Below are 22,741 nucleotides of genomic sequence, written 5' to 3' on the forward strand. Positions count from 1 at the left end.
CCGCGGCGTACCGGATCCCCCGCTTTCGCGGGGGATGACGATGGCGTGCGGAGCGGCTGCTGAGTTGATTCAGCGGCCGCCTGGCAACCTACCAACCCGCCCATTCCGCCTTGCGCGGCAGCTCGATGGTCTTGACCTTCTCGAGCTTGATCGTGCCCTTGGCCATGAGATCGTTGAGGTCGCCATCGGTCGGGCCGGTCACCTTGGCGCGATAGAGGTCGACCTTCATCGTGCCGCGGTGATCCTTGTCGGTCCAGGTCGAGGGGCTGCAGACGCCTTCCATCCCTGCGGGCACCCAGTCCTTCTTCTGGTAGAAGCCCTTGGCGACGTTCTCGCCGGTGGCGCCGCCATTCTTCGCAGCCCACTCGATCGCCTCCTTCATGTAGAGCGACGAGCAGACCGCGGCGACATAGTGCACCGGTCGATAGACCTTGCCGGTCGGGTCGGACATCTTGGAGATCTCCTGCACCGTCTTCATGCCCGGCGCATCGCCGCCCCAGGCCACCGAGGTGCGCAGCGGAAAGACGACGCCGTCGGCGGCATCGCCCGCGGTCTTGGCGGCGTTCTCGTCCATGCCCCAGACGTTGGACAGGAATTGGACGTCGACGCCGGCATTCTTGCAGGCCTTCATCACCGAGATGTTGGAGGCCGCGGTGTTGCCCAGATAGGCGTAGTTGGCGCCGGAGCTCTTCAGGCTCAGGCACTGCGCGCTGTAGTCGCCGGGCGCCAGCGCGAACACCAGCGGCGGCAGCACCTCGAAGCCGAGCTCGGTGGCGAGCGCTTCGCCCGCGGCCTTCGGCGCGTTGGGATAGGGATGGTTGGCGCCCATGTGCACGAATTTCGGCTTGCCGGGCTTGCCCTTGGCCTTCCAGTCCTCGGCCGCCCAGGTCAGCTCGGCGCGCAGTGCGTCCGAGTAGCTTGGGCCGTAGAAGAAGTTGTACGGCGCGGCCTTGGCCTTGCCGCTGGTGCCTTCAGGGTCGGTCAGCGCGGCGGCGTAGGAGCCGGACATGTCAGGGATCTTGTCGTTGGCGAGGAAGCCGGTCAGCGCCTCGGTGTCCGCGGTGCCCCAGCCCATGATCGCCGCGACCTTGTTGTCCGGGGCCGACCACTTCTTGTACAGCGCGATCGCGCGCGGCACCTGGTAGCCGTAGTCGTTGCTGTCGACCGCGAGCTGCTTGCCGCCGATGCCGCCGTTCTTGTTGACCCAGGCGAAGGTGTCCATCACGGCCTGGCCATAGGGCGTGCCGACGTCGGACGTGCCGCCCGAGAGATCCTGCAGATGTCCGATTGCGATCTGCTGCGCCTGCGCCGTTGAGGCGAAGGCGCCTGCGAGCAGCGCCAGCGCCGCCGAGCCGAGCAATGATTTCATCGTCATAGTGCTTCCTCCTGTGATGCGTTCGGGCCGGATTGTCGCCGGTCCCTGTTGGTTGAGTTCAATGTGAGAACGGATAGAGCTTCCAGTATGTCTTGATCTGGCGCCAGCGATGCGCCAGCCCGTCGGGCTCGAACATCAGGAAGGCGATGATGATCAGGCCGATCGCGATCTCGCGCAAAAAAGTGATGTTGTTGTTGAGCGCGAGCGCCTTGTCGATCGCGCCGCCCTTGAGGTGGTGGCTCAGCCATTCCATCGATTCCGGCAGCAGAACGACGAATGCTGTCCCCATCAGGGTGCCCATGATCGAACCGGTGCCGCCGATGATGATCATGGCGAGAAACAGGATCGAGCGCTCGATGCCAAAGCCTTCCTGCGAGATCACCAGCTGGTAGTGCGCGTAGAGCGCGCCGGCAATGCCGGCGAAGAACGCGGCGAGGCCGAACGACAGCGTCCGGTACTTCGTCAGGTTGATGCCCATGATCTCGGCCGAGAGATAGTGGTCGCGGATTGCGATCAGCGCGCGGCCGTCGCGGGTGCGCATCAGGTTGGTGACCAGGAGGTAGCACACCACGACATAGGCCAGCACGACGTAGAAATATTGCCGGTCGCCGCGCAGCGTATAGCCGAAAATCGAGAACGGATTGGCGGAGGCCGGCACCGAGCCGCCGGAGAACCACTCGGCGCGGGAGAAGAAGTCGAGCAGGATGTATTGCGCGGCGAGGGTGGCGATGACGAGATAGAGACCCTTCAGCCGCGCCGCCGGAAGTCCGAAAATCAGCCCGACGAGTGCTGTGATCACCCCGGCGAGCGGGATCGCGAAGAACACCGGGATCGCGTAGGTGTTGTTGATATAGGCCGAGGTGAAGGCGCCGAGCAGGAAGAAGCCGGCCTGTCCGATCGAGATCTGGCCGGTGAAGCCGACCAGGATGTTGAGGCCTAGTGCGGCGATGGCGAAGATGCCGATCTGGATCGAGACCGACAGCCAGTATTCGGAGAACACCTGCGGCGCGAAGCACAGGAGGATCACGCCGGCGATCGCGAAATTGCGGCTGGTTCTGGTCGGGAAGATCGTGGTGTCGGCCGCGTAAGAGGTGCGGAAGTCGCCGGCGGGTATCGTGGAGCGCGCAACCATGATTCAGATCCGCTCGATGTCTTTGGTGCCGAACAGGCCGTAGGGCTTGATCATCAGGATGATGATCAGCACGTAGAATGGCGCGATCTCGTACAGATTGCCCCAGTGCAGATACTGGCTGTCGACATACTGCGCGATGTTCTCGAGGAGGCCGATGATGATGCCGCCGAGCACGGCGCCACCGACCGAGTCGAGGCCGCCGAGGATCGCCGCCGGAAAAACCTTGATGCCGTAGGCCGACAGGCCGGAGGAGACGCCGTTGACCACGGCGACGACAACACCGGCCACGGCCGAGACCGTTGCCGAGATGGCCCAGGCCATCGCGAACACGTTCTTGACGGAGATGCCGAGCGACTGCGCGACCTGCTGGTTGAAGGCGGTCGCCCGCATCGCCAGGCCATATTTGGAGGCCTTGAAGAACCAAGCCATGCCGAGCATCATCAGGACCGATACCACGAGGCTCATGACGTAGACCGTCTGGATTTGAAGTCCGAACAGGTCGACGGACGTGCTGGCGAACACTGGCGGGAACGGCTGGGGGTTGACGCCGAACATCCATTTCAGCGCCGCCTGAAACACGGTCGAAAGGCCGATCGTGACCATGATGACGGAGATGATCGGCTCCCCGATCATCGGACGGAGGATCACGACCTGGATCGCGATGCCGAACGCGAACATGAAGACCAGCGTCAGCGGCATGCCGACCCAGAACGGCACCTGATATTTCGTCAGCAATGCCCAGCACACCCAGGCGCCGATCAGCAGCAGCTCGCCTTGCGCGAAATTGACGACCTGGGTCGCCTTGTAGATCAGCACGAACGACATCGCGACCACGCCATAGAGCGTTCCGACGACGAGGCCGTTGACCAGGAGCTGGATGAGGAAGGCGGTGTTCATGATCGTTCTCACTCGTCACCGCCGGGCTTGACCCGGCGATCCATCGCGAAGGAGATTTTCGGAAGAGGATGGATGCGCGGGTCAAGCCCGCGCATGACGACCTCATGTGGCAGAAGGCGCATCACTCCGCGGCCTCCGCCATGGCGCCATGTCCACCCAGATCCACCACCTTCAGCGTCGTGCGGATGCGCTGGGTGGTGCCGTCCTGGAAGCGGATGACGGTATCGACGGGGATGGCAGGCTTGCCGCCATAGATGCCGTCGATGATATCGGCGTACTTCTCGTTGATGACGCTGCGACGCACCTTGCGCGTACGTGTGAGCTCGCCGTCGTCGGCGTCGAGCTCCTTGTAGAGCAGGAGGAAGCGGGCGATGCGCTGCGCCGGCGGCAGGTGGGCGTTGACGGTCTCGACCTCCTTCTGCAACAGCGCGTAGACCTCGTTGCGCGAGGCGAGATCGGAGTAGGTGGTGAACGCGATGCGGTTCTTCTCCGCCCATTTCGAGATGATCGAGTAGCGGATGCAGATCATCGCGGCGAGATGCTCGCGGCCGGCGCCGAGCACGACGGCCTCGGCAATATACGGCGAGAACTTCAGCTTGTTCTCGATATATTGCGGCGAGAAGCGTTCGCCGCGCGCGGTCTCGGCGAGATCCTTGATGCGGTCGATGACGACGAGCTGCTTCGCCTCGTTGAAATAGCCGGCGTCGCCCGAATGCATCCAGCCGTCCTTGACGTCGGCGGCCGAGGCTTCCGGGGCCTTGTAGTAGCCCAGGAACATGTTCGGATGGCGTACCAGGATCTCGCCGATCCCCTGGCTGTCGGGCTGGTCGATCTTGATCTCGATGTCCTCAGCCATCGGCACGCCCGTCGTGTCCGGATCGACCTTGTCGGCCGGGTGCAGCGTGTAGGCCCCGAGCAGCTCGGTCTGGCCGTAGAGCGTGCGCAAGGGCACGCCCATGGCGCGGAAGAACTTGAACGTGTCGGGCCCGAGCGCGGCGCCGCCGGTGGCGGCCGAGCGCAACCGGGTGAAGCCGAGCCGGTCGCGCAGTGCCCGGAACAGCAGCATGTCGGCAAGGCTCGAATGCTGGCCCCTCTCCAGCGCGGCAAGGCCGGTCGACATGCCCAGATGATACAGCCGCTGCTTCAGCGGCGAGGCGTCCATGACGGCGGCACGGACGTCGGCCGCGATCTGCTCCCACACCCTCGGTGCGAACAGCACGAAGGTCGGCGCGATCTCGCGGAAGTCGTTCATCATCGTATCGGGCTCTTCGACGAAGTTGACCTTCATCCGGCAGAGCAGACCTTTGCCGAGCACATAGACCTGTTCCATGATCCAGGGCAGCGGCAGCACCGAGACGTATTCGTCCTCCGGTCCCTTGGGATCGAAGGCGAGATAGGTGGCGCAATGCTTGAGCACGCGCGCGGCCGAGAGCATCGCGAGCTTTGGATGCGAGGTCGTGCCCGAGGTGGTGCAGAGGATGGCGACGTCGTCGCCGACGGTTGCATCGACCATGCGGTCGTAGAGATCGGGCTCGCGCGCCGCCCGGTTGCGGCCGAGCTCGGCGAGCTTGTCCGCCGGCAGCAGCCTGGGATCGTCATATTTGCGCATGCCGCGCGGATCGGAATAGACGATGTGCTTGAGCGCCGGCACGCGCTCGGCGAGGTTGAGCAGCTTGTCGACCTGCTCCTCATCCTCAGCGAACACCAGTCGCGCCTCGCCGTAATTGAGCAGGTAGGCGGCCTCGTCGTCGAGCACGTCCCGATAGAGCCCGAGGCTCATGGCCCGGATCGCATGCGTCGCGACCTCCGCGGCAACCCAGTCCGGCCGGTTGTCGCCGATGATGCCGATCACGTCGTCCTTGCCGAGGCCGAGCTCCACCATGCCGAGCGCGAAATCGCGCACGCGCGCCTGGTAGTCGGCCCAGGTGAAGGTGCGCCACAGCCCGAGATTCTTCTCGCGCAGCGCGATCTCCGTCCCGTGCTCTTTCGCGTTCAGCCGTAGCAGCTTCGGATAGGTGTCGGCCTGCTTGACGCGACCCGCATAGTCCATCATGCCGCGTCCTCCGCGATGGACGGCGCCTCGTCGGGATCGACCAGCAGTTCGTCCTCCTCGCCGAGATAGGCACGCTTGACGTGAGGATCGGCGAGCACGGCGGCCGGGTCGCCCTCGGCGATCTTGCGGCCGAAATCGAGCACCATGACGCGATGGGAGATGTCCATGACCACGCCCATGTCGTGTTCGATCATCACGACCGTCATGCCGAATTCCTCGTTGAGGTCGACGATGTAGCGCGCCATGTCCTCTTTCTCCTCGAAGTTCATGCCGGCCATCGGCTCGTCGAGGAGGATCAGATGCGGCTCCAGCGCCATGGCGCGCGCCAGTTCGACGCGCTTGCGCAAACCGTAGGAGAGGGTGCCGGCGGGCGCCTTGCGCACCGACTGCAGGTCGAGGAAGTCGATGATCTGCTCGACCTTCTCGCGATGCTTCAGCTCCTCGCGCCGCGCGCCGGTGAGCCAATACAGAGAGCCGGTGAGGAAATTGTTCTTCAGCAGGTGATGGCGCCCGACCATGATATTGTCGAGCACGCTCATGTGGTGGAACAGCGCGAGGTTCTGGAAGGTGCGGCCGATGCCGATGTTGGCGCGCGCGCTCGGTGGCAGGCCGGTGATGTCGCGGCCGCGATGGAACAGGCGGCCCTCGGTCGGCTTGTAGCGGCCGGAGATGCAGTTGACGATCGAGGTCTTGCCGGCGCCGTTCGGGCCGATGATCGAGAACAACTCGCCCTCGCGCACGCCGAAGCTGACGTCGGTCAGGGCTCGCACCCCACCGAAACGCAGCGACACTCCGCGCGCTTCCAACGTATAGTCCAAGTCGTCCTCCCGAACTGTCTTCGGCGCTTGGCGCGCTCTTCAAGGCATCGTGTCGCGCGACGTTGAGTTCGTCGCATTGGGTGCAATCCTATCCCGGGCATCGGTTCCGCGCCATCCGACGAATGACGGGCCACCCGGGCGGGCGCATTTTGCCGCATCTCGATGCGCCTCGTCCGTGTCCAGAGGCGCGAGTCGAAGACGGTGGTCCTCGATAGGGGAAAGCGCTATCAGGAATTGTCTTGCGCCTGACAATTCCCAGGCAATATTCACTGCAGGATTGTTGCGATGCAATATGGTCGCCGCGAGCTTCGACGAGACGAGATGCCGGCTTGATCTCTCCCGATACCCTTCTGCGCATCGCGCCCTGGTCCCGCCATCTGAAGCCCGAGGAAATCGACACGGCTGCGGCCGGCATCGTCGAGCGGTCGTTTGCGGCCAACGAGCACATCTTCCTTCGCGGCGATCAATTCGACTACTGGACCGGGATCGTCACCGGTCTCGCGCGGATGAGCACGGTGTCGCGCGGCGGCAAGGCGACGACATTCGCCGGCATGTCGGCGGGCGCCTGGTTCGGCGAGGGCAGCGTGCTGAAGAACGAGCTGCGCCGCTATGACGTCGTGGCGCTGCGCGATACGCGCGTCGCGCTGATGGAGCGGCCGACCTTCATGCGGCTGTTCGAGAACAGCGTCGGCTTCAACCGCTTCCTCGTCACCCAGCTCAACGAGCGGCTCGGCCAGTTCATTGGCCTCGTCGAGGTCGGCCGCACGCTGGATGCGACGGCGCGGCTCGCCCGCAGCATTGCCTCGCTGTTCAATCCGATCCTCTACCCGAATACGACCCGCCATCTGGAGATCACCCAGGAGGAGATCGGCGCGCTGTCGGGCCTGTCGCGGCAGAACGCCAATCAGTGTCTCAAGACGCTGGAGCGCGAGGGCCTGCTGCGGGTGGAGTATGGCGGGGTGACGGTGCTCGATCTCGACCGCCTGCGCTGCTACGGGGATTAGGTCCTGCTTTTCGTTGCGCCGATACGGGATTGATCCAACGCCTGTTTTCCGTTGAGCTTGACCGGCGGCTTCGGCTGTGGACTGCTCGCCGGGAACTTCGGCCCGAGGGGGCGCGACGGTGTTGGAGTGAGCATGGCGGGGAAGGATTGCAGCGGCCGCGTGGCGCTGATCACGGGCGTCACGGGCCAGGACGGCGCGTATCTGGCCGAATATCTGCTCGGTCTCGGCTACACCGTGCACGGGATCAAGCGGCGGTCATCGTCCTTCAATACCGCGCGGATCGACCATCTCTACCAGGATCCGCACGAAGGCAACGTGCCGTTCCTGCTGCACTACGGCGACATGACCGATTCCACCAACCTGATCCGGCTGGTGCAGCAGATCCGCCCCGACGAGATCTACAATCTCGCCGCCCAGAGCCACGTCGGCGTCAGCTTCGAGAGTCCGGAATACACCGCCAATGCCGACGCGCTCGGGGTCCTGCGCTTGTTGGAAGCCATTCGCATTCTCGGCATGGAGAAGCAGACGCGCTTCTACCAGGCCTCGACCTCGGAGCTGTACGGCCTGGTGCAGGAGATCCCGCAACGGGAGACCACGCCGTTCTATCCGCGCTCGCCCTATGGCTGCGCCAAGCTCTACGGCTACTGGATCACGGTGAACTATCGCGAGGCCTACGGGATGTTCGCCTGCAACGGCATCCTGTTCAACCACGAGAGCCCGATCCGTGGCGAGACCTTCGTGACCCGCAAGATCACCCGCGGCGTCGCCCGCATCGAAACCGGCCTGGAGGAGACGATCTATCTCGGCAATCTCGAGGCCAAACGCGACTGGGGCCATGCGCGCGACTATGTCGAGGGCATGCATCGCATCCTGCAGGCCGATACGCCCGACGATTTCGTGCTGGCGACCGGTGAGACCCATTCGGTGCGCGAACTGGTCGAACTCGCCTTCGCCGAGGTCGGTCGCCGCATCGAATGGCGCGGCGAGGGGGTCGAGGAGACCGGGATCGACGCCAAGTCCGGCAAGGCGGTGGTGCGGATCGACCCGACCTATTTCCGACCGACCGAGGTCGACCTCTTGATCGGCGATTGCAGCAAGGCGCGCGACAAGCTCGGATGGAAACCAAGGACGAGCTTCGCCCAACTGGTCAAGGAGATGGTCGCCAGCGATCTGTGCGCCGCGCGGCGGGAGGCGAGCAGTGGCCACGCCGTTTGATCTCCGCGGCAAGCGTGTCTTCGTCGCCGGCCATCGCGGGATGGTCGGCAGCGCGCTGGTGCGGCGGTTGGCGAGCGAAGGCGTCGAGTTGCTCACGGTGCCGCGTGGCGAGGTCGATCTGCGCGACCAGGCGGCGGTGTTCGCATGGTTCGCGCGCGCCAGGCCGCAGGTAGTGTTCCTTGCTGCGGCGAAGGTCGGCGGCATCGTCGCCAACAACACGCTGCGCGCCGAGTTCATCTACGACAACATTGCCATTGCTGCCAATGTCATCCACGCCGCGCATGTGAATGGCGCCGAGAAGCTGATGTTTCTCGGTTCCTCCTGCATCTATCCGAAGCTTGCCGCGCAGCCACTGCGCGAGGACGCCATGCTGACCGGGCCGCTGGAGCCGACCAACGAGCCCTATGCGATCGCCAAGATCGCCGGCATCAAGATGGTCGAGGCCTATCGCAGCCAGTACGGCGCCGACTTCATCAACGTGATGCCGACCAATCTCTACGGTCCCGGCGACAACTACCATCCTGAATACAGCCACGTCGTCGCGGCGCTGATCCGCCGTTTCCACGAGGCCCGGCTCGCCGATGCGCCCGAGGTGGTCGTCTGGGGCACGGGAACGCCGCGGCGCGAATTCCTCTATGTCGACGACATGGCGGATGCCTGCGTGCACCTGATGAAGACCTATTCCGACGCCGGGCTGGTCAACATCGGCACCGGCGAGGACATCACGATTGCCGATTTCGCCCGTGTGGTCGCGGCAACGGTCGGCTATCAGGGACGGATCAGCTTCGACACCTCGCGGCCAGACGGCACGCCGCGCAAGCTGCTCGACGTGTCGCGCCTCGCCGCGCTCGGCTGGCGCGCGACGACGTCGCTGAAGGACGGCATCGCGCGCGCGTATCAAGCGTTCCTGCAGGAGAGGGGGCACGCGCAAGCGTAACCCTCCGCTGTCGTCCCGGCCTTGAGCCGCGACCCATAACCACCGAATGCTGTGAGACGCGCGGAATGTGCCGTTTGCCCATGTCAGACATCACGCGGTACGGGTCCCGGCGTTCGCCGGGACGACACCATTAGTTTGGTGAAGCGCGTGGCACTTTCACGCCCAGCGCCGTGGCCATCGCCGAAATCAGCGGCTTCATGAAATAGGCCTCGCCCGCCGGCGTGATCGACGGCGCCAGCCCATGCGCAGCCAGCTCCTCCGTCACCACGGGCCCGACCGAGGCGATCTGCGTGCGTGCCAGCCCCTCGCGCAGGCGTGCCTCGACGCCGTGCGCCCTGGCCACGTCGAACAGCCGCCGCGGCTGGCCGGAGCTCGTCAGCGCGATCGCATCGACCTTGCCGGCGATCATCTCGTCGATCGCGGTGAGGATGTTCGCATCCGCCGCCTTGGCGTCATAGACGTAGGGCAGCACGGGATCGACCTCGGCGCCCGCGGCCTTGATGGCGCCGATCAGTGCCGAATGGTCCTTGTCGGGATAGAGCTGCAGGCCGAGCCGATGACCCTGGAGATCGTAGCGCGACAGCAGCTCAGCCACGCCTTCGGATGTCGGCTTCTCGGTCGTGACCTGCGGCTCGAGCCCGAGCTCGCGCAAAGCGCGACCCGGCTTCGGGCCACGGGTGAACTTGCGTGTTTTGCCGAGCGCGGCGATGAACTCCGCTTGGAGGCCGATCCGGCGCACCACGGTCATCAGCCGCCGCAGGCCTTCGCCGGTCATCAGCACCACGTCATCGAACGGCCGCTCGATGCAGCGGCGGATCCAGGCCTCGATCGGCACCGGGTCCGGCGCATCCTCGATCGTGAACATCGGACATTGCAGCACGTCGGCGCCCTGCTCGGCGAGCAGTCGCGAGAACTGCGCCTCCTCGCGGGTTTCCAGGATCAGGATGCGGTTGCCGGTCAGCCTGTCAGCCATGGCGATGCTCGAAGTTTGAGAGTTGATGTTTTGTTCATCCTGCCCCCGCGCCGGGCGTTGGCGCAAGCGCGCGGAGGGTGATAGAGCAGGGCCCGAACGGGCGCCAAGCCTGCCGCATCATTCACCCCTTCGTCATCCGCCCGGTAACGTCACGCCATGTCCGACCACCAGTATGTCCTGACCCTGTCCTGCCCGGATCGTCCCGGCATCGTCTCGGCCGTCTCCACCTTCCTCGCCCATAACGGCCAGAACATTCTCGATGCCCAGCAGTTCGGCGACTTCGAGACGGGTCACTTCTTCATGCGCGTGGTGTTCACGGCGGCCGACCTCGCGGTCAACCTGCCGGCGCTGCAGACCGGCTTCGCCGCGATCGCCGAGCGGTTTGCGATGGACTGGCAGATGCGCGACCGCGCCGGGCAGCGCCGGGTGATGCTGCTGGTGTCGAAGTTCGACCATTGTCTGGTCGACATCCTCTATCGCTGGCGCACCCGCGACCTCGCGATGATTCCGACCGCCATCGTCTCCAACCATCCGCGCGAGACCTATGCCGGGCTCGATTTCGGCGACATCCCGTTCCACCACATGCCGGTGACCAAGGACACCAAGCGCGACCAGGAACAGGCGATCCTGAAGCTGGTCGATGAGACGAAGACCGATCTCGTCGTGCTGGCGCGCTACATGCAGATCCTGTCTGACGAGATGTCCGCCAGCCTGTCGGGCCGCTGCATCAACATCCATCATTCGTTCCTGCCGGGCTTCAAGGGCGCCAAACCCTACCACCAGGCCTATGAGCGCGGCGTCAAGCTGATCGGTGCGACCGCCCATTACGTCACCCGCGATCTCGACGAGGGCCCGATCATCGACCAGGACGTCGAGCGCATCAGCCATCGCGACACCCCCGACGATCTCGTGCGCAAGGGCCGCGACATCGAGCGGCGCGTGTTGGCACGGGCGATCCGCTATCACCTGGAGGACCGTGTCATCCTCAACGGCCGCAAGACCGTCGTCTTCATGGATTGATGTCGTCACCGCTTGTCAGCGGCCGGGGACGGTCGCCTGCGCGTTGGCATTGGACTGCGTCTCCTTGTCGCGTTCGGCGGCCGGCATCTGCCGCTGCCGCTCGCGCTCCTGCATGAACCGGTCGTATTCGGCGGTGCCCGGCCGGGGTGGCGCGTCGGCCGGCAGACCGCCGGCCCATTGCGGCATCAGATCGCCCATCCCCGCGCCGACCTTCTCATTGATCGACGAGCAGCCGGAAAGGATCGGCCCGGCCATGGCGAGAAGCATCATCGCGGCCGGAAACAGTCTGGTCCGGTGGGGGTGTCTGGCCGGCATTGATGGGTGACCTTTCGTGCTGCGGGCGACCCGCGGCCTGGACCCTAACGACTTGCCATCAATTGGCAAAATTTGGCCGTTCGATGATTTGGGTATTAATATACCAATCACGGATTGGTGGTCCGTTGCGGAAACCTACCGTTCACGAAGCCTCCCATGATCGCCATTGACAACGGGGTCCCGAGTCCGCAGCGATGCGCCCGCGGTATCGTGAACGAGATCGCACGGTTAAGACAACAATGGCCGGGGGCTGCGGTCCTGATCCGACCAGGGAGGTAGTTTCAATGTTCGTGCGAAGCAAGACACTGACGCTCGCCAGTGCGGCTCTTGCCGCGGCTGCGCTCGCGTCGGGTGCGGCGCGGGCCGAAGACGTATTCAAGATCGGCCTGATCGTGCCGATGACCGGCGGCCAGGCGTCGACCGGCAAGCAGATCGACAACGCGATCAAGCTGTACATGCAGCAGAACGGCGACACCGTCGCCGGCAAGAAGATCCAGGTCATCCTCAAGGACGACGCGGCGCTGCCCGACAATACCAAGCGTCTGGCGCAGGAACTGATCGTCAACGACAAGGTCAACGTGATCGCCGGCTTTGGCGTGACGCCGGCGGCCTTCGCCGCCGCGCCGCTCGCCACCCAGGGCAAGATCCCGGAAGTCGTCATGGCGGCCGGCACCTCCATCATCACCGAGAAGTCGCCCTACATCGTCCGTACCAGCTTCACGCTGCCGCAGTCCTCCACCATCATCGGCGACTGGGCGGTCAAGAACGGCATCAAGAAGGTCGCCACGCTGACCTCGGACTACGCGCCCGGCAACGACGCGCTGGCCTCGTTCAAGGAGCATTTCACCGCTGGCGGTGGCGAGATCGTCGAGGAAATCAAGGTTCCGCTGGCGAACCCCGACTTCGCTCCCTTCCTGCAGCGCATGAAGGACGCCAAGCCGGACGCCATGTTCGTGTTCGTGCCGGCCGGCCAGGGCGGCAACTTCATGAAACAATATGCCGAGCGCGGCCTCGACAAGAGCGGCATCAAGGTGATCGGACCGGGTGACGTCACCGACGACGACCTGCTCAACGACATGGGCGACGCCGTGCTCGGCGCCGTCACCGCGCACATCTATTCGGCGGCGCATCCGTCGGCGAAGAACAAGGAGTTCGTCGCGGCCTACAAGAAGGCGTTCAACAGCCGTCCAGGCTTCATGGCGGTCGGCGGCTACGACGGCATCCATCTGATCTACGAGGCGCTGAAGAAGACCGGTGGCAAGACCGACGGCGATTCCCTGATTGCTGCGATGAAGGGCATGGCGTGGGAGAGCCCGCGCGGTCCCATCTCGATCGATCCGGAGACGCGCGACATCGTTCAGAACGTCTACATCCGCAAGGTCGAGAAGGTCGACGGCGAGCTCTACAACGTCGAATTCCAGACCTTCGACGCCGTCAAGGATCCGGGCAAGGCCAAGAAGTGACGCGATAGGCGTCATCGAGGGACGCGCGGCACGACAGGTGCCGCTCCCTCTCCCGCTTGCGGGGGAGGGCTGGGGTGGGGGCGCCCCACGGCGCGCTGGTCGTGTGCAGAGAGATCCCCCACCCGGATCGCATCTTCGATGCGATCCGACCTCCCCCGCACGCGGGGGAGGCGCAGACCGAGCGAAGCGTGACATGTGTGCCCTTCCCTGGAAGGGATAGGACCGGGGACCGACTTACACTTCAATGACCGCCATCCTCACCAACCTGTTCGACGGCGTCGCCTACGGCATGCTGCTGTTCGTGCTGGCCTGCGGGCTCGCCGTGACGCTCGGCCTGATGAACTTCGTCAACCTCGCCCATGGCGCCTTCGCCATGGCCGGCGGCTATGTCTGCGCCGTGCTCGTCAACCGGATGGGATGGCCGTTCTTCGCGGCGCTGCCGCTGGCCTTCGTCGCGAGCGCCATGATCGGCGCGCTGCTGGAGCGGACGCTCTATCAGCATCTCTATGCGCGCAGCCATCTCGATCAGGTGCTGTTCTCGATCGGGCTCGTCTTCATGACGGTGGCCGCGGTCGACTACATCATGGGCTCCTCGCGAATCTTCATCAATCTGCCCGACGTGCTGCAGGGCCAGTTCGACGTCTTCGGCGTCGGCATCGGCCGCTATCGGCTGATGATCATCGTGATCTGCGGGCTGCTCACGGTGGGGCTGCAGCTGGTGCTCTCCAAGACCCGGTTCGGCAGCCGACTGCGCGCCGCCGTCGATGATCCCCGCGCGGCGAGCGGCCTCGGCATCAACGTGCCGCAGGTGTTCGCCTTCACCTTCGCGTTCGGCTGCGGGCTCGCTGGCCTGGGCGGCGCGCTCAGCGCCGAGATCCTCGGCCTCGATCCGTACTTCCCGCTGAAGTTCATGATCTACTTCCTGATCGTGGTCACCGTGGGCGGCTCGTCCTCGATCACCGGGCCGTTCCTGGCCTCGCTGCTGCTCGGCATCGGCGACGTCGCCGGCAAATACTACGTGCCGAAGCTCGGCCCCTTCGTCATCTACACCATCATGATCGTGATCCTGATCTGGCGTCCGAACGGCCTGTTCGGTCGCACGGCGACGCGGTGAGGATCGCATGACCACGAACGCACAAGCCGAGGTCGGATTTCACGCCAGGCAGCATGGCCGCTGGCACTGGAGCGAGTTCGCCTTCTGGATCGTCGTGCTGGCGGTCGGACTGGCGTTTCCCTCGCGCTACCTGATCATGACCGAGATCCTGCGGCTGGCGCTGTTCGCGCTCTCGCTCGACCTGATCCTCGGCTATGCCGGCATCGTCTCGCTCGGCCACGCCGCCTTCTTCGGCGTCGGAGCCTATTGCGCGGGCCTGCTCTCGGTGCACGGCATCATCAACGAGCCGGTGCTGGCGCTGATCGTGGCCGGCCTCGCCGCCACCGTGCTTGGCTTCGCCACCAGCTTCCTGGTCATCCGCGGCGTCGACCTGACGCGGCTGATGGTGACGCTCGGCATCGCGCTGTTGATGGAGGCGCTGGCGGAGCGCTTCTCCAACATCACCGGCGGTACCGACGGTCTCCAGGGCATCGACATCCAGCCGATCTTCGGCGTGTTCGCCTTCGACATGTTCGGCAGGACCGGGTTCTTCTATTCGCTTGCGGTGCTGTTCGTGCTGTTCCTGCTGGCGCGGACGATCGTGCATTCCCCCTTCGGTCTGTCGCTGCGCGCGATCAAGAACAATCCTTTGCGCGCGGCCGCCGTCGGCATTCCCGTCAACAAGCGCCTGATCGCGATCTACACCGTGGCCGCGTTTTATGCCGGCATTGCCGGGGCGCTGTTCACCCAAACCACGGCACTGGCCTCGCTCGACGTGTTCTCGTTCGAGCGCTCCGCCGATCTGGTGCTGATGCTGGTCATCGGCGGCTCCGGCTATCTCTATGGCGGGCTGATCGGCGCCGCCGTGTTCCGGATGCTGCAGGAGCTTTTCCAGTGGATCACGCCGCAATACTGGATGTTCTGGATCGGCCTGGTGCTGGTCGTCATCGTGCTGGTCGGCCGCCACCGCATCCACGCCTATGCGCTGTGGCTGCCCAACCTCGTCCTGCGCCAGATCGCCGGCCGCAAGGCCGCGGTGGCCCTCACCGATAACGAGGCGCCATGACCTACGCATTGGAGACCCGCGGCCTCGACAAGCATTTCGGCGGCCTTCACGTCACCCGCGACCTGTCGCTGCAGATCGCACCGGGCGCGCGCCATGCGCTGATCGGTCCGAACGGCGCCGGCAAGACCACGGTCATCAATCAGCTCACCGGCGTGCTGGAGCCGAGCGCGGGCCGCATCCTGCTCGAAGGCCAGGACATCACCGATCTGCCGGTGCACAAGCGCGTGCTGCGCGGCCTGTCGCGCACCTTCCAGATCAACCAGCTGTATCCCGACCTGACGCCGTTGGAGACCATCGGGCTTGCGGTCTCCGAGCGGCTCGGCGGCGGCGGCAATTGGTGGCGGCGCATGGGCACGCGCGACGACATCAATGCCGAGATCGCCGAGACGCTCGAGCGCTTCCGGCTGCTCGACGTGATGAACGACCGTACCTCGACCTTGCCCTATGGCAAGCAGCGCCTGCTGGAGATCGCGGTCGCGATCGCCGCGCGCCCGCGCGTGCTGCTGCTCGACGAGCCCGCCGCCGGCGTGCCCGAGGGCGAGCGCAAGGACATCCTCGCCGCGGTCGCCGCGCTGCCGCGCGACGTCACGGTGCTGCTGATCGAGCACGACATGGACCTCGTCTTCTCCTTCGCCGACCGCATCTCGGTCCTGGTCTCCGGCGCTCTGCTGGTCGAAGGCACGCCCGACGAGGTCGCGCGTGATCCGCAGGTCAAGGCGGTCTATCTCGGCGAGGCTGCGTGATGACCGATCTGCTCGCGATTGAAAATCTTCGCGCCGGCTACGGCCAGGCGGTCGTGCTGCCGAACATGTCGCTCAAGCTGCCCGAGGGCCAGGTGCTGGCGCTGCTCGGCCGCAATGGCACTGGCAAGACCACGTTGATCAACTCCATCGTCGGCGTCACCCGCCGCTTCTCCGGCAAGCTCGCGCTCGCCGGCACCGACATCACGGCTCTTCGCGCCGACCAGCGCGCCCGCGCCGGCATCGGCTGGGTGCCGCAGGAGCGCAACATCTTCCGCTCGCTCACGGTGGAGGAGAACATGACGGCGGTGGCGCAGCCGGGACCCTGGACGATCGAGCGCGTCTACCAGATGTTTCCGCGGCTCAAGGAGCGACGCAACAATTTCGGCAATCAGCTCTCCGGCGGCGAGCAGCAGATGCTGGCGATCGGCCGCGCGCTCACCCTGAATCCCAAGGTGCTGCTGCTCGACGAGCCGACCGAGGGCCTCGCGCCGATCATCGTCGAGGAGCTGCTGGCCGCGATCGGCACGATCAGTCGCGCCGGCGGGCTGTGCTCCGTGATCGTGGAGCAGCACGCGCAGAAGCTGCTCGCGCTGGCTGACCGCGTCGTCATCCTGGAGCGTGGCACCATCGTGCATGACGCGCCGTCGAGCGCCTTGAAGGCCGATCCGGCGCCATTGGAGCGGCACCTCGGCGTCGCGAGCGCGGCGGCGCATTGACCTGATCGTCGGGCTTGAACGCTACGGGGCGAAGCGTCATCCTTGGTTGCAGGGACGGTGTGGCTCGCGCAGTCAGCGTGAAGGCCATGCCGGAAGATCCGGCGGTATGGTGCGGCCGCCGTGGACACCGGTATGCAGGATCCGGTCGTTACAGCAGGAAGGCTGGCCAGCGCCGTTGTCGCGATGGCACTTCACCTGGAGGCGGATTTGATGGGTTCACCTCAGGATGCCCCATTGAACGAGGTCAGGGTAGGTCAGCCCATTGCTCGGGCCATGGATTGCGCCATGCCCCTCCACGATCTCTCCTCGATAGAATTGTATACCGACCGGATACGGGGTAGGGGATGGACCCAGTCCATCACGCTTTGCCCAGGTAACCAGCCAGGACAGATCGCAGCCGGTCCAACAACCCTATCCAACGAATCGACGCCTTCCAAGGAGTGAGCACATGCAACGCACCAAGCCCCCATTCCGCGCCGACGAAGTCGGCAGCCTCTTGCGGCCGCAGAAGATCAAGGAAGCCCGCGCCAAGCTCGAGAAGGGCGAGATCTCGGCCGACGATCTCCGAAAGATCGAGGACATGGAGATTGAGAAGGTCGTGCATCGCCAGGCCTCGACCGGTCTCAAGCTCGCCACCGACGGAGAGTTCCGTCGCTCCTGGTGGCACTTCGACTTTCTCGCCAAGCTGACCGGATGCGAGCTGTTTCACCCGGACACCGGCATCCAGTTTACCGGCGTGCAGACCCGTCATGACGCGGTGCGCGTGATCGGCAAGCTCGACTTCCCGGATAGTCATCCGATGCTCGACCACTTCCGCTTCCTCAAGAAGCACGCCGACACCGCGCATGTCACGGCGAAGATGACGATCCCATCACCGGCGGTGCTGCACTTCCGTGGCGGCCGCAAGTCGATCTCCAAGGACGTCTATCCCGATCTCGACGCCTTCTACGAGGATCTCGGCAAGACCTATCGCAAGGCCGTGAAGGCCTTCTACGACGCCGGCTGCCGCTACCTGCAGTTCGACGATACGGTCTGGGCTTATCTGTGCTCGCAGGACGAGCTCAAGAAGGCGCGCGAGCGCGGCGACAATCCCGACGGTCTGCAGCAGATCTATTCGCGCATCATCAACTACGCGATCGCCGAGCGGCCCGCCGACATGACGATCACCACGCATGTCTGCCGCGGCAATTTCCGTTCGACCTGGATTTCCTCGGGCGGCTACGAGCCGGTCGCCGAGACCATGCTCGCCAATACCAATTACGACGGCTATTTCCTGGAGTATGACAGCGAGCGCGCCGGCGGCTTCGAGCCGCTGCGCTTCCTGCCCAAGGGCAACAAGGTCGTCGTCGTCGGTCTCGTGACCTCGAAGGTCGGCGAGCTCGAGAAGAAGGACGACATCAAGCGCCGCCTGGAAGAGGCCTCGAAGTTCGCCCCGCTCGACCAGCTCGCGCTGTCGCCGCAATGCGGCTTCGCCTCGACCGAGGAAGGCAACATCCTCTCCGAGGAAGAGCAGTGGGCCAAGCTGCGCCTCTGCGTCGAGCTTGCCGAGGAGATCTGGGGGAAGTAAGCGCGCCGTGAACACTGCACGCCTCGACATGGGGCGTGCTGATCAGTGATGCGGAAGCGGGGCGGGAGCAATCCGCTCCGCTTCTTTTTTGCGCAGCAGCGCGCGGCGGATCAGCCGCTGTGCCGGGGCCTCGAACCCGGAATAGGTGAGATACGCCGCGGTCAAGGTCAGCCCCATGAAGCCGACCCAGAACGAGGGGCTGCCGTAGGGGATCGCTCGTCCAAGCGCGCCGAAAGCCAGCGCGATCGTGAGCTGGATCGGGAAGTGCAACAGGTAGCACGAATAAGTCATGTTGCCGGCGGCCTGCAGCAGGACTTCGGTGCGCCGCGGCAGCGTGATGGGCGTCGCGCAGACGAACAAGAGGATGGGTGTATAAACGAGCAGGAGCGCTGCGGAGCGCTCGGCAAGCTCAACGCCGGAGAGCCAGAGGGCCGGCGGAATTGTAACGACGGCGCACGCGGCGAACGCTTCCAGCCGCGCGCGGTACGGGGCATCGGCGACGCTCTGCCGCACCATGGCGGCCAGTCCGCCGGCATAGAAGAACACGAAACACTTGCCGACCAGTGTCCCGCTCGCGATGCCGGCCAGGATCATCGCCAGGTTCAACAGCGGTGATGTGGTGACGAAACGCAGCGCCAGGAAGAAGGCCGCATAGACCAGAACCTCGATCGAGACCGACCAGATCGGGCCGTTGAAGCTGACCCCGGTCGGCGGCAGCCAGTCGCTCGCCATGAAAAGCTGGGTGACGAAATGAGCGAGATCGTTGCTCTGGTAGACGAAGAAGACGCCGTGCTGCGCGGCATAGAGGGCCTGCAGCCCCGCGACCAGCAGCAGCGTTGCGAGATGCAGCGGATAGAGCCGCGACACCCGGTTGACGAAGAAGGTCCAGCCATCGACCGTGCCATCCGGGATGATCGCGCTGTACTTCCAGAAGAAGATGAAGCCCGAGATGCACCAGAAGATCACCACGCCGTATTCGCCGAGCTCATAGAACGGAAACAGGACATTGTAGAACGGCAGCTCGCTGCGGACGAGATCGACAGGGGCATCGGCGATGTAGGCGAAGTGCGGGTAGTGCCACAGCAGCACCGAGATCGTGGCGAGGAAACGCAGCAGCTCCAGTCCGAGCAGCTTGTGAGTCCCAGGCGATGTCGATGTGTGAAGCGGGGCCATGCGGTGATCGTTAACCGTCTCGACGGGATGTGCGCCCCCATCCTAGCCGGCGCGAAGTGAAGGATTGTTTTCGCAGCCTGCGGGATCAGCGGCAGGCGAGCTCGGTTCCCTGCAGGATCGCCTGGTCCCAGGACCGATAGCCCATGGCATTCAGGTGGATGCCTTCGAGCGTGAACGGCGATTCCATCGGCGGCAGGGGCAGGAAGGTCGCGCCGGTGCGCCTCGCGAGGTCCGGCAGCATGGCGCGATAGCCGGTGATGTTCGCCATGGCGGCCTTCTCCATGGCCGGCGTGAATGGCCCGCGCGCCTCGACGGAGGGAAACTCGGTGACGAAGATGCGCGTGGTGAGGTTTGATAGCTCGCGCAGCAGGGCCTCGTAGCGCCCGGCGAAGGCCTCGCCGGAGTCGGACTTGGCGGTCAGCGCATCGTTCACGCCGAGGGAGACGATGATCGCGAACGGCCGTTTCGGGCCGAGTGCGGGCTTGAGCCAGCCGGCCAGGTCGCTGCGCGTCCCGGCGCCGGCGAGACCGGCGTTGACGATCGGATGTCCGCAGGCGCTGGCCGGCAGCGTCGCCGCCTCGACGATGCTGTCGCCGAGCACGACGATCGGGTCATCGGAGCGCGCCATCAGGTTGTAGTGGACGATGAGCTGGCGAACCGTGCGGTGGTCGCTGCCCGACGGCGTCGCGGAGCGGCGCGCCAGCACGAACGTCGCGGCTGCTGCGGCAATCACCGCAAACAGCACGAATCCCAGCCGCGCCTGCGTCTTTGCTGCCATATGGACGTCGATGCCTTGATGCGACCCGACCGTAGTCTGAATTCGCAAACGGAGCTCTAATTCGCCCGCGTCCAGGTCGAGGAACGGCAGATGACGCCGCCAAAGGCGCAACCGGCGGTCGTCAGGGTGCCGCCGGTGAGCGTCATCTTGGCATCATAGGTCTTGCCGTCATCGGGATTGCTGTAGCTGCCGGCCCAGGCATTGGGGCCGGTCGGCTTCATCCCGGAGAACAGCCGCTGTCCGACCTTGGCGGGAGTGTCGGTGCCTTCCTTGATCCAGACCAGCGTGCCGCAGACGGCGCCGCCGCAGGGCGCGAATTTGACCTTGGAGGCGCCGCTTTCGCGCAGCCAGACGCCGGTGACATCGTCGGCGAGCGCCGGGCCTGCGGCCAGCACGAGTGACAGACCAAGTCCAACAACGAAACGACCGATCATGCGAGCCTCCCTGATCCTTCGAGACGAGCTTGTTGCCGGCGGATCGTGTCGGCGATTGGGCGGGCCGACGGCGATACGCTTCGTCTCCATTGTGCGGCAGCATATCAGGATTCGGGCATGCTGCACCTGACTCCCCGAGGGCCGTGACGGTCGGGCTGGAGCAGCGCCTGCCCAGCCGCAGGTCTATCTCGCCGCCAGATAGACCTCACCGAGCAGCGAGGAGTTCGACCACGGCACCTGCTTGTTCTTGGTGCCGGCCACGACCTCGGCGCGAACGCGCGTCAGCATCTGCTGCACCTCGAGACCGGGCGTGCCGATGTGGCGGGTCAGCGCCGCCGAGAACGGGCTGTTGTCGCCGTCGCCGTCGAGCGCGACCTTGCCCGGCGCCGTCGCGAACGCGATCAGCGTGCCGGCCCCGGACGTCGCGCCGGTACCGAGCGACGTTGGTGCGGCGAGCCCGCTGGCGCTGAGACCCCGGCCGGGGCCGGCGCCTGCCGTCTCCGGCGGGGCGAACGGATTGTTGCGGCAGGCATCGAGGATCAGGATGTTGGTGCGGACCTGGTCGTCGAGCCCGGCCAGGATCTGGTCCATGTCGACCATCGCCGTGACCACGTCGCTGCCTGCAGACGGCGCAATGTCGGTGGGGACGAGATAGTTGCGGCCGTCGATCTGCACGCCGTGGCCGGCATAGAACACCACGGCGACCTGCGCCCGCGCCGCCTCGCGCAGGAAGTCGCGCGTCTTCGCCTGCATCGCCGCGCGGTCGAGATCGAGGCCCTCCGTCACCGTGAAGCCGATGTCGCGCAGGCTCCTGGCGATGGCTCGCGCGTCGCGCGGCGGATTGGGCAGCGGCTGCACGTGCGTGTAGGCGCCGTTGCCGATGACCAGCGCCATGCGCTGCCCGGTCGGCACCGCTGCGGCCGAGGAGGGGGCCGGGGATTCCGGCCGCTGCTGGGGGCGCGCCGCCGGCTCCGACAGCAGCGACAGCCGCACCCTGGCGGTGGCCTGGCTGGCCTTGCTGCCGGCATCGGATGCGGTGGGCTTCAGCGCCGCGGCGTAATCCGCCTTGGCCGCATCGAACTCGCCCTTGGCCTCATAGGCCAGCGCGCGATGCACGTGGGCTGAGATGACGACGCTCCCCGGCGGTGTCATCACGTTGGCCGGCGGATTCTGCGCCAGCCGGACCGCCTCGGAGGCGTCGGCAACGGCGCGGTCGAGATGGCCCTTGGCGCGCCAGATCACGCTGCGGTTGATCAGCGGCGAGGCCAGCGCCGGATCGAGCCGGATCGCCTCGTTGATGTCGCCGAGCGCGTCGTCGAGGTCGCCGGTCGCTTCCTTGGAGATGCCGCGATTCTGCCAGGACAGCGCGGATTTCGGCGTCAGCCTGATCGCCTGGTCATAGTCGGCAATCGCCCTGGCGTAGTCGCCGGTGCCGCGATAGGCGTTGCCGCGGTTGTGGAAGAGCGTGCCGCTCGGCGCGCCGCTCTTGATGGCGTCGTTGAAGTCGGCGATCGCGATCTCGTACTCGCCCTTGTCGTAATAGGCCGAGCCGCGCAGATTGTAGATCGCCTGCGCCGGCTGCAGCCGCAGCGCCTCGGTGGCATCGGCGATGACGTGGGTGTAGTCGCCCTTCTTGTTCCAGCCGACCGCGCGCCAGAAATAGATCGTGGCGAGCTGGCTGCCGGAGAACACCTTCAGCGCGATGATCTTGGTGCAGGCGGCGATCATCTGGTCGGCCGGCGTCGTCTCGGTGGTACAGAGGGGGCCAAGCTGGGACTTCGACTGGGCGAGGCCGGGAGACGCCCAGAGGGCAGCCAGCAGCGGTATCAGCAGCAGGAGGGAGCGGCGCATCGGCACGGACCGTGGGGGACGAGAGGCGGGAACCTATCCGGTTTGTTGCGTCCGGAAGGTTCCGGGTTCAGGCTCTTTCCAATGGTGGGCAGATGGTGCTAGGAGGTTGGGCCAAGGG

The 22,741-nt window shown here is 65.4% G+C and carries 21 protein-coding genes; 10 read left to right on the forward strand and 11 right to left on the reverse strand.

Annotation, left to right across the window (positions count from 1 at the left end):
* Window positions 1-88: 88 nt before the first annotated feature.
* The 5 genes from ACQR03_RS20395 to ACQR03_RS20415 all read right to left on the reverse strand — a co-directional run bounded on the left by ACQR03_RS20395 (window position 89) and on the right by ACQR03_RS20415 (window position 6,275).
* On the reverse strand, window positions 89-1,375 hold the full coding sequence (locus ACQR03_RS20395) for an ABC transporter substrate-binding protein (RefSeq protein WP_315712916.1): 1,287 nt from the start codon (window positions 1,373-1,375) through the stop codon (window positions 89-91).
* A 58-nt stretch (window positions 1,376-1,433) separates the two neighbouring features.
* Window positions 1,434-2,507: a branched-chain amino acid ABC transporter permease gene (locus ACQR03_RS20400; RefSeq protein ID WP_315712915.1), complete on the reverse strand. Its 1,074-nt coding sequence runs from the start codon at window positions 2,505-2,507 to the stop codon at window positions 1,434-1,436.
* A 3-nt stretch (window positions 2,508-2,510) separates the two neighbouring features.
* On the reverse strand, window positions 2,511-3,404 hold the full coding sequence (locus ACQR03_RS20405) for a branched-chain amino acid ABC transporter permease (protein ID WP_316166153.1): 894 nt from the start codon (window positions 3,402-3,404) through the stop codon (window positions 2,511-2,513).
* A gap of 121 nt (window positions 3,405-3,525) precedes the next feature.
* The gene (locus ACQR03_RS20410) at window positions 3,526-5,457 is read right to left on the reverse strand and encodes a long-chain fatty acid--CoA ligase (RefSeq protein ID WP_316174085.1); all 1,932 of its coding nucleotides are present in this window, start codon (window positions 5,455-5,457) and stop codon (window positions 3,526-3,528) included.
* Window positions 5,454-6,275, reverse strand: a complete 822-nt coding sequence (locus tag ACQR03_RS20415) for an ABC transporter ATP-binding protein (RefSeq protein ID WP_315712912.1) — start codon at window positions 6,273-6,275, stop codon at window positions 5,454-5,456. The genes ACQR03_RS20410 and ACQR03_RS20415 overlap by 4 nt, the downstream gene beginning before the upstream one ends.
* 329 nt (window positions 6,276-6,604) lie before the next feature.
* Between ACQR03_RS20415 and ACQR03_RS20420 the strand changes: the two genes are divergently transcribed.
* The 3 genes from ACQR03_RS20420 (at window position 6,605) to fcl (ending at window position 9,431) form a co-directional block, all read left to right on the forward strand.
* A complete protein-coding gene (locus ACQR03_RS20420) occupies window positions 6,605-7,279 on the forward strand; it encodes a Crp/Fnr family transcriptional regulator (RefSeq protein WP_315753574.1) in 675 nt (224 codons plus the stop codon).
* 132 nt (window positions 7,280-7,411) lie between these two features.
* Window positions 7,412-8,494, forward strand: coding sequence for a GDP-mannose 4,6-dehydratase (gmd, locus tag ACQR03_RS20425; protein ID WP_315768775.1), 1,083 nt, complete (start codon window positions 7,412-7,414; stop codon window positions 8,492-8,494).
* The gene (gene fcl / locus ACQR03_RS20430) at window positions 8,478-9,431 is read left to right on the forward strand and encodes a GDP-L-fucose synthase (RefSeq protein WP_315753578.1); all 954 of its coding nucleotides are present in this window, start codon (window positions 8,478-8,480) and stop codon (window positions 9,429-9,431) included. Before gmd ends, fcl begins: the two co-directional genes overlap by 17 nt.
* 130 nt (window positions 9,432-9,561) lie before the next feature.
* On the opposite strand, the gene ACQR03_RS20435 is transcribed toward fcl, so the two are convergent.
* On the reverse strand, window positions 9,562-10,404 hold the full coding sequence (locus tag ACQR03_RS20435; RefSeq protein ID WP_315753580.1) for a uroporphyrinogen-III synthase: 843 nt from the start codon (window positions 10,402-10,404) through the stop codon (window positions 9,562-9,564).
* A 156-nt stretch (window positions 10,405-10,560) separates the two neighbouring features.
* Between ACQR03_RS20435 and purU the strand changes: the two genes are divergently transcribed.
* Window positions 10,561-11,424 carry a formyltetrahydrofolate deformylase gene (purU, locus tag ACQR03_RS20440; protein ID WP_316201822.1) on the forward strand — a complete coding sequence of 288 codons (864 nt, stop codon included), beginning with the start codon at window positions 10,561-10,563 and terminating at the stop codon, window positions 11,422-11,424.
* 15 nt (window positions 11,425-11,439) lie between these two features.
* Here purU and ACQR03_RS20445 read toward each other — a convergent pair whose 3' ends face one another.
* Complete coding sequence (locus tag ACQR03_RS20445) at window positions 11,440-11,679, reverse strand: hypothetical protein (protein WP_315768769.1); 240 nt, start codon at window positions 11,677-11,679, stop codon at window positions 11,440-11,442.
* 344 nt (window positions 11,680-12,023) lie between these two features.
* Here ACQR03_RS20445 and ACQR03_RS20450 point away from each other — a divergent pair, with 344 nt between their 5' ends.
* From ACQR03_RS20450 to ACQR03_RS20475, 6 genes are all read left to right on the forward strand, one after another.
* Window positions 12,024-13,202, forward strand: coding sequence for an ABC transporter substrate-binding protein (locus tag ACQR03_RS20450; RefSeq protein WP_315768767.1), 1,179 nt, complete (start codon window positions 12,024-12,026; stop codon window positions 13,200-13,202).
* A 244-nt stretch (window positions 13,203-13,446) separates the two neighbouring features.
* Window positions 13,447-14,316: a branched-chain amino acid ABC transporter permease gene (locus tag ACQR03_RS20455; RefSeq protein WP_315712905.1), complete on the forward strand. Its 870-nt coding sequence runs from the start codon at window positions 13,447-13,449 to the stop codon at window positions 14,314-14,316.
* Window positions 14,317-14,323: 7 nt separating this feature from the next.
* A complete protein-coding gene (locus ACQR03_RS20460; RefSeq protein ID WP_315825107.1) occupies window positions 14,324-15,361 on the forward strand; it encodes a branched-chain amino acid ABC transporter permease in 1,038 nt (345 codons plus the stop codon).
* The gene (locus tag ACQR03_RS20465) at window positions 15,358-16,104 is read left to right on the forward strand and encodes an ABC transporter ATP-binding protein (RefSeq protein ID WP_315712902.1); all 747 of its coding nucleotides are present in this window, start codon (window positions 15,358-15,360) and stop codon (window positions 16,102-16,104) included. Before ACQR03_RS20460 ends, ACQR03_RS20465 begins: the two co-directional genes overlap by 4 nt.
* Complete coding sequence (locus ACQR03_RS20470) at window positions 16,104-16,820, forward strand: ABC transporter ATP-binding protein (protein WP_315712901.1); 717 nt, start codon at window positions 16,104-16,106, stop codon at window positions 16,818-16,820. The genes ACQR03_RS20465 and ACQR03_RS20470 overlap by 1 nt, the downstream gene beginning before the upstream one ends.
* A 448-nt stretch (window positions 16,821-17,268) precedes the next feature.
* A complete protein-coding gene (locus ACQR03_RS20475; RefSeq protein ID WP_315712900.1) occupies window positions 17,269-18,387 on the forward strand; it encodes a cobalamin-independent methionine synthase II family protein in 1,119 nt (372 codons plus the stop codon).
* Between the two features lie 42 nt (window positions 18,388-18,429).
* Here the strand turns inward: ACQR03_RS20475 and ACQR03_RS20480 are convergent, their stop codons facing one another.
* The 4 genes from ACQR03_RS20480 to ACQR03_RS20495 form a co-directional block, all read right to left on the reverse strand.
* Complete coding sequence (locus ACQR03_RS20480) at window positions 18,430-19,560, reverse strand: acyltransferase family protein (RefSeq protein ID WP_316187624.1); 1,131 nt, start codon at window positions 19,558-19,560, stop codon at window positions 18,430-18,432.
* Between the two features lie 85 nt (window positions 19,561-19,645).
* Window positions 19,646-20,338: an SGNH/GDSL hydrolase family protein gene (locus tag ACQR03_RS20485; RefSeq protein WP_316191402.1), complete on the reverse strand. Its 693-nt coding sequence runs from the start codon at window positions 20,336-20,338 to the stop codon at window positions 19,646-19,648.
* Between the two features lie 56 nt (window positions 20,339-20,394).
* Complete coding sequence (locus tag ACQR03_RS20490; RefSeq protein WP_315753596.1) at window positions 20,395-20,772, reverse strand: DUF2147 domain-containing protein; 378 nt, start codon at window positions 20,770-20,772, stop codon at window positions 20,395-20,397.
* A gap of 183 nt (window positions 20,773-20,955) precedes the next feature.
* On the reverse strand, window positions 20,956-22,623 hold the full coding sequence (locus tag ACQR03_RS20495) for a caspase family protein (RefSeq protein ID WP_315712894.1): 1,668 nt from the start codon (window positions 22,621-22,623) through the stop codon (window positions 20,956-20,958).
* Window positions 22,624-22,741: the final 118 nt, after the last annotated feature.

This window comes from Bradyrhizobium sp. HKCCYLS3070, assembly GCF_051167575.1.
Taxonomy (GTDB): domain Bacteria; phylum Pseudomonadota; class Alphaproteobacteria; order Rhizobiales; family Xanthobacteraceae; genus Bradyrhizobium.

Excerpts from the sequence above, each read along its gene's own strand:
- ACQR03_RS20395 (WP_315712916.1), bottom strand. The coding sequence starts at position 1,375 with ATGACGATGAAATCATTGCTCGGCTCGGCGGCGCTGGCGCTGCTCGCA.
- ACQR03_RS20400 (WP_315712915.1), bottom strand. The coding sequence starts at position 2,507 with ATGGTTGCGCGCTCCACGATACCCGCCGGCGACTTCCGCACCTCTTAC.
- ACQR03_RS20405 (WP_316166153.1), bottom strand. The coding sequence starts at position 3,404 with ATGAACACCGCCTTCCTCATCCAGCTCCTGGTCAACGGCCTCGTCGTC.
- ACQR03_RS20410 (WP_316174085.1), bottom strand. The coding sequence starts at position 5,457 with ATGATGGACTATGCGGGTCGCGTCAAGCAGGCCGACACCTATCCGAAG.
- gmd (WP_315768775.1), top strand. The coding sequence starts at position 7,412 with ATGGCGGGGAAGGATTGCAGCGGCCGCGTGGCGCTGATCACGGGCGTC.
- ACQR03_RS20435 (WP_315753580.1), bottom strand. The coding sequence starts at position 10,404 with ATGGCTGACAGGCTGACCGGCAACCGCATCCTGATCCTGGAAACCCGC.
- purU (WP_316201822.1), top strand. The coding sequence starts at position 10,561 with ATGTCCGACCACCAGTATGTCCTGACCCTGTCCTGCCCGGATCGTCCC.
- ACQR03_RS20445 (WP_315768769.1), bottom strand. The coding sequence starts at position 11,679 with ATGGCCGGGCCGATCCTTTCCGGCTGCTCGTCGATCAATGAGAAGGTC.
- ACQR03_RS20450 (WP_315768767.1), top strand. The coding sequence starts at position 12,024 with ATGTTCGTGCGAAGCAAGACACTGACGCTCGCCAGTGCGGCTCTTGCC.
- ACQR03_RS20455 (WP_315712905.1), top strand. The coding sequence starts at position 13,447 with ATGACCGCCATCCTCACCAACCTGTTCGACGGCGTCGCCTACGGCATG.
- ACQR03_RS20460 (WP_315825107.1), top strand. The coding sequence starts at position 14,324 with ATGACCACGAACGCACAAGCCGAGGTCGGATTTCACGCCAGGCAGCAT.
- ACQR03_RS20465 (WP_315712902.1), top strand. The coding sequence starts at position 15,358 with ATGACCTACGCATTGGAGACCCGCGGCCTCGACAAGCATTTCGGCGGC.
- ACQR03_RS20470 (WP_315712901.1), top strand. The coding sequence starts at position 16,104 with ATGACCGATCTGCTCGCGATTGAAAATCTTCGCGCCGGCTACGGCCAG.
- ACQR03_RS20475 (WP_315712900.1), top strand. The coding sequence starts at position 17,269 with ATGCAACGCACCAAGCCCCCATTCCGCGCCGACGAAGTCGGCAGCCTC.
- ACQR03_RS20480 (WP_316187624.1), bottom strand. The coding sequence starts at position 19,560 with ATGGCCCCGCTTCACACATCGACATCGCCTGGGACTCACAAGCTGCTC.
- ACQR03_RS20485 (WP_316191402.1), bottom strand. The coding sequence starts at position 20,338 with ATGGCAGCAAAGACGCAGGCGCGGCTGGGATTCGTGCTGTTTGCGGTG.
- ACQR03_RS20490 (WP_315753596.1), bottom strand. The coding sequence starts at position 20,772 with ATGATCGGTCGTTTCGTTGTTGGACTTGGTCTGTCACTCGTGCTGGCC.
- ACQR03_RS20495 (WP_315712894.1), bottom strand. The coding sequence starts at position 22,623 with ATGCGCCGCTCCCTCCTGCTGCTGATACCGCTGCTGGCTGCCCTCTGG.